Here is a 12,879-nt window from a genome sequence, read left to right on the forward strand (position 1 = left end):
TATGGTTATGGCATATATTCTCACTTCCAGAAGGATAGTGGGCACTATGGGCGTGAGCGTTGTATCATCCGTACAAAAGTGGAAGGAGTTCCTTACACGATATTATAAGAACAGCATACATCAGCTAGCCGTTTCTGACAGTAAGACGAAGTCATTGATAGTCGAGTTCCCGGACCTGATTAATTTTGATGTCAGGCTGGCGGAGGCTCTGATATCCAATCCCGGAGAGGTCCTGAAACACGCCGAGGACGCCCTGCCCCTTGTAGACCTCCCGGTAAAAAAGCAAATATCAGCCTATATACGCGTGGTAAAAGTCCCGAAGAAGACACAGGTGAGGGACCTTAGAAGCGAGCATATCAACACCATGATATCGATCGACGGCACCGTAAGAAAGATCACGGACGTCAGGCCGCGCATCGTGGAAGCCGCTTTCGAATGTGCAAGATGCGGCCAGATAACATATATACCGCAGGAAGGGACGGGGAAATTTATCGAGCCTTCCTACTGCGTCTGTAACGAGGAGAAAAAAGGAGTATTCCGCTTATTGTTCAAGGAGTCGAGGTTCGAGGACTACCAGAGGATCAAGATACAGGAGTCGCCCGAAGACCTGAAAGGAGGAGAGCAGCCGCAGACGCTGGACATCAATGTCAGCAATGACATAGCAGGCATTGTGACACCGGGAGAGCGCATAATAGTCAACGGCATACTCAGGTCCGCTCAAAAGATCAACAAGGACGGTAAATCGACCTATTTCGATATCTACCTGGACGGGAACTCTCTGGAGCAGGAGCAGCAAGAGTTCGATGAGCTGGAGATAAGCCCCGAAGAAGAGGAGACTATCCTTAAACTTTCCAGGGACCCCCGCATATACACAAAGATGGTCAACTCCATAGCACCGTCCATCTACGGCTACTCGGAGGTCAAGGAGGCCATAGCGCTTCAGTTGTTCTCGGGCATCCCGAAACACCTGCCCGACGGTACGCGAATAAGAGGGGACATTCATATCCTGCTCGTGGGTGACCCGGGTATAGCAAAATCACAGATCTTAAGGTACGTCGTCAAGCTAGCCCCCAGAGGCGTTTATGCTTCAGGTAAAAGCGCGTCTTCAGCCGGTCTGACAGCAGCGGCGGTCAAGGATGAGTTCGACGGAAGCTGGACGCTTGAGGCGGGAGCTTTAGTCCTTGCTGACAAAGGCGTAGCAGCCGTTGATGAGATGGACAAGATGAAAAACGAGGACAGAAGCAGCCTTCACGAAGCGATGGAGCAACAATCGATCAGCGTAGCCAAGGCAGGCATTATGGCGACGCTCAAATGCCGGTGCTCCTTACTGGGCGCGGCTAACCCAAAGCTGGGGCGTTTCGATCCGTTCGAGAGCATCCCCGAGCAGATCAACATGCCGCCTTCTCTGATGTCGCGTTTTGACCTTATTTTCATACTTCAGGATAAGCCCGAGGAAAGAAGAGACCAGAACATCGCCACGCATATCCTTAAATCGCACTATGCGGGAGAGCTTAACGAGCACAGGAAGAACATTCCGACGAGCCATGTCAGAGAGGAAAGCGTCCTCGATGCCATGAAGCCCATACAGCCGGAGATCACCGCGCAGCTGTTAAGAAAATATATTGCCTATGCCAAGCGTAAGGTGTTCCCGATAATGCGTGAGGATGCAAAGGAGCGCATAATCAAATTCTATCTCGAGCTGCGTAAGCAGGGCGAGGGCGATAATGCCCCCATAGCTGTCACGGCCAGACAGCTGGAAGGCCTTGTCAGGCTCGCTGAGGCCAGCGCACGAATGCGGCTGGAAGACGAAGTAACGATCGATGACGTTGAAAAGACCATCGATATAGTCATGACCAGCCTGAAGCAGGTAGGCATGGACAAGGATACAGGAAAGCTGGACATAGACATATTGACCGTGGGCGTCGGCAAATCGCAAAGAGAAAGGATCAAGGACCTTAAGCATATGATCGAGGACCTGTCTAAAGAGCTCGGAGGCTCTGTGCCGGTAGAGAAGGTCATCGAAAAAGCAGCCGAACACGGCCTCACGAAAGAAAAAGTAGAAAAGGAATTAAAGAAACTAAAAGAGATAGGCGAAATATTTGAGCCGACACACGGCAGCATTAAGCTATCATAAGGTAAAGCTCTCCGAATAGCCATAGCCTAAAAAATTAACAGGAGATAAAACGTCATGGATTACGATGAGCTGTTAAAAAGGGGAAAATCAGGCATTCCCGAACAGATGGAAGAAAAAAAGCGTTTTGAGATCCCGGCCGTAAAAAAGCATACAGAGGGTAAAAAGACGATAATAACGAATTTTAACGACATCTGTAGCACGATAAACCGGGACCCTGATGCCGTGGCTAAATACCTGCTGAGAGATATAGGCACTGCAGGTGTCAGGGCCGACGGCAGGCTAATATTGAACGGCTCGTTCACGAACGATGAATTGAACGGCACGATAAAGAAGTACGTGGATAACTACGTCATATGTAAAGTATGTAATCTTCCGGATACAAATATAATAAAAGTCGACAGGATAGATATGATAAAGTGTGACGCTTGCGGGGCGTCATATCAGATAAAGATGTAAGGTGAAACAAATTGTATCTTAAAGTATACAGGATCGATAACGAGGTGCTTGTCGCAGTTTGCGATGAAAAATATCTCGGCAGAGAGCTTTTGGAGGGAGACCTACAATTAAAGGTCTCAAAAGAGTTCTATGGAGACAGCACAGCAACGCGGGAAGAGATAGCTGACGCTTTAAAGGATGCGACAGTGGCCAATCTGGTCGGGGAAGAAAGCGTAGCGGTCGCCGTTGATCTCGGCCTTGTCGATACAGGGCATATAATATTTATTCAGAACATACCCCATGCTCAGATGGTACGGGTATAGTTTTATTTCGAAAATACACGATATTAATTCAAATTACTTTTATAATAGAGCATTAATTATTTATGAGATAAGCGCGCTAATTATTATTGGATTATAGTGAGAGAGCCGACAATAGCTTTATCTCAGGCTACCGGGCTTAGCTATAAGGGCATTATCATAAAAATTGCTATAAGTACAAGGCTGGTGTTTTTGAAAATATGGAGATCGATAAACTTAATAAAAGGATATTACAACTCCTTCAGAGGGACGGCAGGATAACCTACAAAGACATCACCAAGGAGATGGACAGGGCAGAGTCCACAGTGAGGGAACGTATCAGCTTCATGGAAGAACAGGGCATTATCGAGGGTTATACCGCAATCATCGATAAACCTCGGGTCGGCTTGAACTGTAGCGCCATAGTTTACGCAAAAGTGCCTCCGACGAGCCTCGACGAGATCGCGGGGAAATTAAAGCTAGTGAACGGCGTCCTTCAGATCTACCATAGCAGTGGCGACAAGAACCTTGTATTTTTCATGACAGCCAGCGATTTTGATGAGTTGAACAGGATCATCAAGAATAAGATAACACCGCTGGGGATCAACGATATTAAAATTTCGATAATACTCAAGGCCGTCCGCGAGATCGCAGAAGTCAATATCCTGAGCGTAGACGAGCGCGAAGAGATGGAACGCGCGAAGAAGAAGAAACAGATGGCGCCGACGCCTGCCGCTCTAAAGAGCAGCGGCATGAAAGTCGGAGAAGCGCTGGGAGTCACATACGAGCACTTCAAGGTCTAAAAAAATTTTCTACTTTTTCTGTACTATTTTTTCATAGGATAGTTTCTCTTTAGATCTTAGATAACAACATCAAATCGATAATCGCAGGGTATTTCATTTTAAGAAAAGGCCGACAAAGACCCGCAACTTAACCAAAAAGCGCACAAAGGCAACAAGGGAACATTTATCACTTTTTTTATAAATGTATCATATCCAAAAAAACTTAGTGTACATTAGGGCATTTCGTGAGCTTAGCGGTCACAAGGTAATTGATCATTAGTGCCTTCATATAACGGAGTTTTTATAAACGCCTACAGCTTCCTGCATTATGATCGTTCAAATAGCCGGGAGATTAACAAGACGAACGACTGGCTATGATTACAGTCTTCCTTATAGGTCAATTATCATGCCATCATATCCTAGCGAGTATTTTTGTGCCGCTTCATCATGGGGCGGAAAAAGATGGCTTAGATGTATGAATATGCTGCGTTTTGCATTGACTTTTTTAGAAAGGTAGACCGCGTCGTCTATGTTCATGTGTTTTTGGACCCGGATGTCCCGGGGGAAGATCGCGTCCGCAAGTAAAAGATCAGTATCCCTCATAAGATCCAGGCTTCTTTCGGGTATCTCGAGGTTAGTATCCCCGGTCACTATCGCTGTCTTTCCATTATTCCTGACACGGATACCTGTCGAGACGTCGATAGGCGGATGGTTCACCTCGAAAAGAGTGAACTCCATATCTCCGATCTTGAACGGGATGTACATCTCCTGGTCATGGCGCTCGAAAGTCATGAAATGAAATTCGCCCAGGGTATAGTCAAGGACTCTTTTTTCGCCATACACAGGCATGAAATTTTTTACCCGCCAAAAATCGCCGAAACCTCCGGTATGGTCGCGGTGCGAATGCGTCCAGATAACGGCATCCACTTTATCGATGCCGTTATCTATAAGCTGAGTGCGAAGGTCCGGCCCGGTATCTACGAGAACGTTGACGTTACCGTCGGAAAAAAGTAAACATGGGCGGTAGCGCTTGCTTTTTCCGCCCTTTTTTGCATCCAGGCATGCGGGACATTTACAGCCTATTTTCGGAGTTCCGACTGCATCACCGGTACCCAGAAGCGTTATGCGCATTATATATCACTTAACTGCTCTGTCCGTCGTTAAGCCTGAGGTTAATACGCTCCTCGAACTGTTTTACGGCGCGTATCATGTCATCCTGCTTGAGCTTTGTACGGTCCTCTGTTAAAGCGTTCAACACGGCCTCCCTGACGACCAGGCGCAAGTCTGAGCCCGAATAGTTCTCGGTCATCATCGCAAGCTGTTTAAGGTCGAATTCGCCGTCTATAGGCTCCAGGACCATCTCGAATATCTTCTGCCTCATGTCCATATCCGGAAGCGGGAACATGACGATCTCGTCAAACCTTCTCCATGCCGCACTGTCGAGCAGTTTCGGGTGGTTGGTCGCGCCTATCAGAAGGACGCCGTCGTTGACAAGGCTTATGTCATCGATACACTTTAAGAGCGTGTTGACGGCTCTCTTGAGCGCTGCATGCTCGTCCGACGTACGGGTCTTTGCCACGAAGTCGAACTCGTCGATGAACAGGATGCACGGGCTAAGCTTTTTCGCCAGCTCGAATACCTTATCTATGTTCTTGGAGGTCTCGCCGAGGTATTGAGAGGTAATCATGGATAGCTTGACCTCAAGGAACGGCAGGCCTAGCTTCGCAGACATCGCCCTTGCCGTAGATGTCTTTCCGGTTCCCGGAGGCCCTACGAACAGTAGCTTGCCTATTTCGCGAAGGCCTATCTGGCGAAGGTAATCACGGTACTGTATTGCCTTGACTATCTTTTCGACCTCTGCGTTCTGCTCCTGGGTAAGGACTATCTCGTCGAATTTTTGCTGAATGTCCTCGGGAGGATAAATGTGCACGAGCTTAAGCATCTCGATGGAGTCGGCGCCTTCTTCTGCGACGCTCTTACTAAGCCCCTCTATCCAGCCGCGATCGGACTCCTTCGATGGGTTCCTGGCGCGGACGTCCTTATAGTCCACATCAAAGGTTCCGTAGTTCTGATAGTAAAACGCTAACACAGGGTTAGTGTTAATACGATCCTTCACCTCTTTCTTGGCAAACCACTTGGTTCCCAGGTCCAGGACCGTAAGCGTATATATGGACCCGAACTCGTCGAAGTTAACGAATGGCAGTGAGGACATGATCGATTTAGCGTTATCAAGGTCATAGATCGCCTTGATGTCCGAATCCACCACCTTTATCGGCCTTTTGACCTTTTTAGTCGCAGGGTCCCAGTAATGTTTTCGCATATTAGGCGGCAGGTCATCTTCATTCAAGTTACCTGAGTTATTGTAAATCTCCGCCGTGAGCAAAAGCTCTAAAACGTCGAGTATTTCTTTTTCATCAATATTTGCCATAGTTACCTTCCGCGTCATGTAAATTTCAATGTTAGTTAGCTCTAGTACTTGTTGTTTTCGGTTACATATACATTTTGGGCTTTATGTTTTAGGACCCAAAGTTTAAAATATTTACTCTCGCAGTCAAAATGTTCATAATAGCAACATTATGGAACCGATGAGCTGCATCAGGATATCTCCCCAAATGGCTGCAGTTAAGAAGCCCAGTGTGATAGGGATGAGGAACGGTAGCTTAGGAGTTATCCATACTTTATCCCCGATTTTTCCTTCCTTATTCCATTTCATTAATTTATTGAATAGTTTTTCATCTGCTTCCGAACCGCTAAACTTCACCCGTCTCTCGACATTGCCGTCGTTTTCTTCATACTGATGCATAAGGCGTACATGTTTCCCTTTGATGTCCTCGATTTTCATCATATATCCTGTGAATGCTCCGAGCGGATTTGACTTCAGCTCAGGGAAAGACACCGTGAACAGGTTCCTGATGAATACGGTTATGGGCACAATAAGTGTAAGCACTACAGCGTTGCCAAGCACCGCCAGCGAAAATATGGGAGATCTTACACCGGTAGATAAAGGCAGTATCGTGCCGGAAATTAAGACTTCCGGGTACAATGGGAACAATATGGCTATTGCGATGAGCGATTTGGCATCTGCGCCCCCGAATCCCCCCACCCTGAATATCACATAAACAAGGACATAGATGAATATGACCCCGATGGCAAGGTAGATCAGGAAATAATAGTCAAATGACCTGACCCAGAACTCTATGAACCCCAGAACTATGCCGGCGCCTCCGAGGACATACCATAGCTGGTTGGGTGCCCGCCTTGACCTCCAGTCCGTGACGCATGAGTATGAAAGTATCGCTGTACAAATGATTATACGAATAATGTTTAGAAGATTGATCAGTTCCCAGGGAAACATAGCCTAAAAAATGTACTATAACATATAAATTCTTTATTACACAGAGAACAAAAAATATAGAAAAAGAGTATATCCGGAAGGATATACTTAGTCGCGGTAATTCAACGTGTATTCTGAGATCCTGTATGCGCCTATCGCAGGAGCAAGGTCCGGCCTGTCGCTGGATATTACGGTGACCTTCTGCTCGAGCTCATCAGATAGCAGCATCTCGACACGCTCTTTGAGCCCGGGTATGCATGCCATTCCGCCCGTCAGTATTATCGGCTCGGACAGTACCCTCTTGTAGGTCTGATAGTGGTCCTGAGCCAGCTGCGGGAAGAAGTTTTCCATGATAGCCTCTATGACGTTGTTAACGTACTCTTCGACGGGCTTCATGATGCTTTTCTCGATCTTAAAGCCATACTGGCCGCGGTCATGAATATGCACTGAATCGTATACGGGCTTGTATTCGATGAAGTTCGCGAACTCCTCTTTGTATTTCCTTGCGGTGTTAAGGTCTATGTTCACGATACCCTGTGTCTCGTTCTGTACACCGAGCCTTATCTTTCTATCGACTATATTGCCGCTGATAGTGCCTAAGGTCACTGTGTGCACAGGCTCTCCGTTCCTGAATGCGCTTATCTCTAAAGTCGTCGAGCCCATATTGACGCTCATGAAAGTCTTCTTGATCGCATCAAGGCCGTCGAACGCAGGTATTGCGCCGCAGAATGCCTCAGACCATGCCTGCCTGCCTGCCCTTCCTATGGACATGCCGGATATGATCTCTTTAAGGTTCTTGCGTCCCCTGTCGTTCTCGACCGCGGGGTGAGCCAGCGTAACATAGCTGTTCTCAGGTATGTTATATTTATAAACAAGATATTCGATGAACTGCGCTGCAAGCTTTACGCTGTCCTCATCCTGAGGAAGTCCGGCGCGGAACATGAAATATACCGAATCGGCGTATTCTTCTGCGGCTTCATCACCAAACTTCGTGGCGAGCTTTCCCGTGAACAGGTCCCTGTATCTTGCCACGCAGGTAAGAGTCCTGACAATGTCAAGCGTGCCTTCGTAGTTAGGCATTACGAGCACCGTACGGGTAGAACCGATCTTCAGACCTATTGGTATGGCATCTGATTCCTTTCTTTTAAGATAGCCACCGGCCTCAACGAGCCCGAACTCGACATCGTTCTCCATACCGGCTCCATCAGCCGCTAATTCCCCACTCGGATTTTTATTAGCTTCCACCATTTCATTCCCAGCCTATTTACTTATCTCCATCAAGTCTCCAGACCACGACAGATGACGTGTTATCGAGAGGAGACATATCATGCGATTTATAATAATATAAACCTTTGACCTTTTCGACATCATCGCTGATGACGAGCTCTTTCATCATTATTGTGAGATTGTTCGGTTGTATGTCCAGGTCGTTGCTCATCTGTATGAACGATACTCCATCAGGATGCTCTTTTATATATTTAAGTATCCTCTCTTTATCCTTTATGGTCGACACCGGATCTTTACCTTGCACCGTGGTCTTCGGTACCTTTATCCTGCCATCTTTTTCAGGCTGCTGCGGCGGTACTGACGACGATTTTGGAGTGTACGGCACGCGTTCGGCATTCGAATAGGACGACGGGGACTTATACACGTCGCTCGCATATGCGACCGAAGGCTTTTCTGCCGGCTCGCTCTCCTGAATCTTTCCTCCAAGCCTTGGCAGGTTATTGGCTATGTTTCCAATCCCCTTTACATCAGGCAATATTTTCTTTTCGCCTAATTTCGGCGGTATTGAAGTCGCCGGAGGAGACTCGCGCTTCGGTGCCTGCTTCTGCTGGTCCTCGGCCCTTTTTTGTTCAGCCTTTTCTGCTTTATGGGCTTTTGCCACGTCTCTGGCGGCTTTGTTATTTTCGACCTTATTCTTGTAGGAGTTTGCCACACCGGCGAGAGGTCCCAGGAACATGTTCTTTTTAGAGATAAGCATGTATCCGACGATACCGGCAACGATTATCAATATCAATGCCGCTACGACGACGGGTGTCCATGACGGCACAAGCGATCTCTCAAGGCTTGCGAATACCGACTGGTGCTCCTTATTCTCTTCCATCTCGATCATGAAGGCCTTATCGCTATATCCCTCATAGGCAAGCTTGACCTCATGATTGCCGGCAGGAATATAAGCGACGCATGGCGTCACATACTGTTTCCCGTTCCCGTCGAGCAATGGCTGGCCGTCAACATATAATGCTGCTCCGGGAGGATCTGAGTTAATGTTAACCCATCCCATCGTAGTGAATGGCAGTTTTATGTCAAGCGTAACGTTGCGTGCTGCCTGTTCCATGTTCCATGGCATGATAACGTTGGGGTGGTAAAGCGGAGTGTATTCAGACACGTTAGCTTTGGCACCGTTAGTGTCAGTATACTCCACACTTATCATGAAGTTCTTTCTTCCGAATACCTCTTTATCGTCATCGCTTCGGACATCTATGCCGTAGATCTCGAAATAGCCGTCGGCGTTAGTCTTCGCGGTAAAGATGTCCCTCTTGATATATCGTGACATATCATCGGACTGTTGATATACGGATATTACGGCATCAGCGTAGGGTTTACCATCCTTTGTCTTGACAGTACCGTTTATCTTATTATGGTATGTCTGAGGTATGCTGGCCGGATCCGGCGAAGATGCCGGCGCCGTAAGAGGCACGGTCACCATCGTAGGTGCAGGGACATCAGTCAGATAGAGATTTCCTTCTACTGTGACTTGCACTCTTTTTGTGGATTGATATATAACGCCTCCGTTCTCGTGCTGAGCATAGAGGTTATATGTGCCTTTTGGAAGATAGAATGTGAACTGGCCGTTACCGCCGTTAGTCTTCTGGGCGAACGAGTAGAACGTTTGTTCTCCGGTGGTGCTTACTGCGTAAACGACACCGTCGATAGTATTACCGTTCTCGTTCTGTATAAAGCCCCAGACATAACCGTATTCCGGAGGCGGGTACAATTCTAACTTAGTATCAGCCCTATCGACCTGGATGATACCGCTCGTAGCCATGTACCACTTAGTGAGAGAAAGCTTGGTCTCATATACCGTACTGCCTTCTTTATATGATACTTTAACTTTACATGTATCTGTCTTTAGATTTGCATTGACAAACTCAAAATTACCATTCTGGTCGGTAATGGTTTGATCAACTTCCAGATAGATTGCGTCGATCAGGGTCGCAACTGCACCCTGTACAGGATTTCCGTGCCTGTCCGTTACCTGTCCCATCACTGTCACGGTATTGCTTCCGGCAGTGGCGTTTGTAATAGCTAGGACTGGTAACAGCATGATGCTAATAAGCAATAAACTGAGTATCTTTTTCATCCTCTAACCATCCGACCTTCTGAATTAAGCTTTTACAACTACAAATATTTTATCGTGTTTTCCGATAACTGAATTATTTTTATTAATACGCCGATATATGGCATTTTATTCACATAATGCCCGAATATTTTTATACTCGATAATCACACCCCAATCTAGCGATATAATATATAAAGCCATCGCTTTTTCGGAAATTTTTTTGGACAAATTAATACGAATAAATTATTATATAAATGCCTGACTTTTTAGTGTAATGGAGGGATTACATTTAAAGCCGGGAAAAATCATATTTAAATAGTCTGGAGTGAACTCAATGATAAAAGAGGCCATCCTTTGGGAACCCCTTGAAGATAAAAAGGTAAGATGCTTTTCATGCTCGTTTAAATGTATCATACCTGAGGGAAAGATCGGTCATTGCAGGACCAGGAAAAATTTCGACGGAAAATTAAAAAGCCTGATATACGGCACCGTGACGTCTGTTGCAAGCGATCCCATAGAGAAAAAGCCGCTTTATCATTTTTACCCGGGTAGCTACTCATATTCGATGGGTACGGTCGGATGCAATTTCAGGTGCGAGCATTGTCAGAACTGGACGATTTCCCAGGCAGACATCGAAAGCGTCTATACGGAGGACATAATGCCGGCAATGGCAGTGAAGAACGCTATAGACACGGGTTGTAAAAGCCTGTCCTTCACGTACAACGAGCCTACAATATGGGTGGAGTTCACACATGATACTTCGATGCTGGGACATGAAAAAGGCCTTAAGTCTATTTATGTGACGAACGGCTATGCGACGGCAGAGCACCTTGAGGCAATGAAGGGATTGCTTGACGCTTACCGTGTGGACATCAAAGCTTTCAAGGACGCGTTCTATAAAAAAGTCTGCAGCGCAAGGCTGGAGCCTGTGCTTACCTCTACGAAGATAGCAAAGGATATGGGGATGCATATCGAGGTCATAAACCTGGTCATACCGGGTCTTAATGATTCTGCAGAGGAAATAGGCGAGCTTTCAAAATGGGTCTATGAGAACTTAGGACCGGAAACACCGACACATTTCACAAGATTCCAGCCCATGTATCACATGACAGATCTGGCAGCCACTTCCCTGGAGACGCTTGAAAGAGCATATAATGTTGCAAAAGAGACCGGATTAAAATATGTTTATCTCGGTAACGTCCCGGGACATAAATATGAGAGCACCTGGTGCCCGTCATGTAACGAGCTCCTTATCGAGCGCTTAGGGTTCAGGATAATGAACCTGAACCTCACGAAGGATAAAAAGTGCCCGAAATGCGGGGAAAAGATCCCCATTATAGGAAATATCGGCCCTTAGCACTTTCCGGCGAGAAAATCTTCCATTACTCCCGGGATCATCTCCAGCCAGTAATCTATTACATACTCTATTTTATCGGGAGCGGCATCCCCGTATATTCTGGCTGCCTTAAGCTGAGGCTTATCAAGCGGAGCGCCGATCTTGCTTACCAGATAGACGTAGGCTTCTTCAACCCCGCATTGCCTGACCAGGTCATCCGCAGCCCGAATGGCTATCAGGTTATATATCTTGCCCACGTGGTTCCGGGGGTTCTTTCCGGCATGGGCTTCAAGCGTCATAGGCCTGCCCGGGGTGATAAGGCCATTGGCCCGGTTACCCCTGCCGGTCTCTCCGTCATCGCCCATCTCTGCCGATGTCCCCGTCTTCGTAAGGTAAATATTCTTATTCGTGTCCGCAGCATTGACTGTGACGGAAAGCCCCTCCCATCCCGAGGATAGGGAGTCTGTCACCTTTTGTCTAACACGCGATTTAATACTCTCGTATTCATCCATGCCTGTCGCATATTTTGATACGATCGCCGCTGACAGCGTCAGCAACAGGTCATCGTTCGTGCGCAGTCCCATGACCTTGACATCCTCGCCGACGCCCGTCACTGTCCTCATTATGACCTCTGCCTTGTGCACATCCGTTTCAAGCCGGCTCAAAGGCGCGAATCCCACACCTATGGACGTATCATTCGCCGTGACCTTCTCTGCCAGGCTTTTTAGCTCGGAGGCTCCCATACCAAGCCTGGGTTCTACTTCAAAATAATTATCTATGTTCTTTAAAGTGGACTTCATGTATTTTTCAGTGCACTCCCTGGCGATCTCATACACAGGGATATTCTGCCCCTGGAACCTATCCGTGGCCCTTCCCCCTATGATGATACTCATCAGCTTTAATATCTCTCCGCCGCCAAAGCCCGTTTCGGACCTGCCTGCCGATATCAGGACCTTGTCCACGTTATGGTGAAGTATGTGGCCGAAGTGGTCCATATAATATTTACATAGACCCCTGGAGACTGCATCGGAGATCCCGTCGCAAAGGCTATCAGGGTGCCCGAGCCCTTTTTTCTCGACTATCTCGAACCTGTGTTCGCTATACGGAATAGGTAGCTTCTCGATGATCACGAAAAATGCCTCTAGATACAATAATTAGCGCTGATTATAGATATTAATTTTGTAGTAAAAAATATTACTACTAATTGTAAGAT

Annotated in this window: 11 protein-coding genes; 5 read left to right on the top strand and 6 right to left on the bottom strand. The window is 47.0% G+C overall.

Going from position 1 to position 12,879, the window contains the following annotated elements:
- Nucleotides 1–46 precede the first annotated feature (46 nt).
- From CUJ83_RS01570 to CUJ83_RS01585, 4 genes are all read left to right on the top strand, one after another.
- On the top strand, nucleotides 47–2,134 hold the full coding sequence (locus tag CUJ83_RS01570; protein WP_369423857.1) for a minichromosome maintenance protein MCM: 2,088 nt from the start codon (nucleotides 47–49) through the stop codon (nucleotides 2,132–2,134).
- Nucleotides 2,135–2,188: 54 nt separating this feature from the next.
- Entirely contained in the window at nucleotides 2,189–2,590 is a 402-nt protein-coding gene (locus CUJ83_RS01575) for a translation initiation factor IF-2 subunit beta (protein ID WP_230739823.1), read from the top strand.
- An 11-nt stretch (nucleotides 2,591–2,601) separates the two neighbouring features.
- Complete coding sequence (locus tag CUJ83_RS01580) at nucleotides 2,602–2,892, top strand: DUF424 domain-containing protein (protein WP_230739825.1); 291 nt, start codon at nucleotides 2,602–2,604, stop codon at nucleotides 2,890–2,892.
- A gap of 197 nt (nucleotides 2,893–3,089) precedes the next feature.
- A complete protein-coding gene (locus CUJ83_RS01585; protein ID WP_230739827.1) occupies nucleotides 3,090–3,671 on the top strand; it encodes an Lrp/AsnC family transcriptional regulator in 582 nt (193 codons plus the stop codon).
- Nucleotides 3,672–4,040: 369 nt separating this feature from the next.
- Here CUJ83_RS01585 and CUJ83_RS01590 read toward each other — a convergent pair whose 3' ends face one another.
- From CUJ83_RS01590 to CUJ83_RS01610, 5 genes are all read right to left on the bottom strand, one after another.
- Nucleotides 4,041–4,781, bottom strand: coding sequence for an MBL fold metallo-hydrolase (locus CUJ83_RS01590; RefSeq protein ID WP_230739829.1), 741 nt, complete (start codon nucleotides 4,779–4,781; stop codon nucleotides 4,041–4,043).
- Between the two features lie 10 nt (nucleotides 4,782–4,791).
- Nucleotides 4,792–6,078 (bottom strand): ATP-binding protein, encoded by a 1,287-nt coding sequence (locus CUJ83_RS01595; protein ID WP_230739830.1) that lies wholly within the window; start codon nucleotides 6,076–6,078, stop codon nucleotides 4,792–4,794.
- 132 nt (nucleotides 6,079–6,210) lie between these two features.
- Nucleotides 6,211–7,005: an A24 family peptidase C-terminal domain-containing protein gene (locus CUJ83_RS01600; protein ID WP_230739832.1), complete on the bottom strand. Its 795-nt coding sequence runs from the start codon at nucleotides 7,003–7,005 to the stop codon at nucleotides 6,211–6,213.
- An 87-nt stretch (nucleotides 7,006–7,092) separates the two neighbouring features.
- Entirely contained in the window at nucleotides 7,093–8,178 is a 1,086-nt protein-coding gene (locus CUJ83_RS01605) for an actin-like salactin (protein WP_230739834.1), read from the bottom strand.
- A 70-nt stretch (nucleotides 8,179–8,248) separates the two neighbouring features.
- Complete coding sequence (locus CUJ83_RS01610; protein ID WP_230739836.1) at nucleotides 8,249–10,351, bottom strand: carboxypeptidase regulatory-like domain-containing protein; 2,103 nt, start codon at nucleotides 10,349–10,351, stop codon at nucleotides 8,249–8,251.
- Nucleotides 10,352–10,664: 313 nt separating this feature from the next.
- Between CUJ83_RS01610 and amrS the strand changes: the two genes are divergently transcribed.
- On the top strand, nucleotides 10,665–11,687 hold the full coding sequence (amrS, locus tag CUJ83_RS01615) for an AmmeMemoRadiSam system radical SAM enzyme (protein WP_230739838.1): 1,023 nt from the start codon (nucleotides 10,665–10,667) through the stop codon (nucleotides 11,685–11,687).
- Here the strand turns inward: amrS and CUJ83_RS01620 are convergent.
- Nucleotides 11,684–12,796 (bottom strand): methionine adenosyltransferase, encoded by a 1,113-nt coding sequence (locus tag CUJ83_RS01620; protein WP_230739840.1) that lies wholly within the window; start codon nucleotides 12,794–12,796, stop codon nucleotides 11,684–11,686. The two genes, amrS and CUJ83_RS01620, sit on opposite strands and share 4 nt — an antisense overlap.
- Nucleotides 12,797–12,879: the final 83 nt, after the last annotated feature.

This window comes from Methanooceanicella nereidis (assembly GCF_021023085.1).
GTDB lineage: Archaea > Halobacteriota > Methanocellia > Methanocellales > Methanocellaceae > Methanooceanicella > Methanooceanicella nereidis.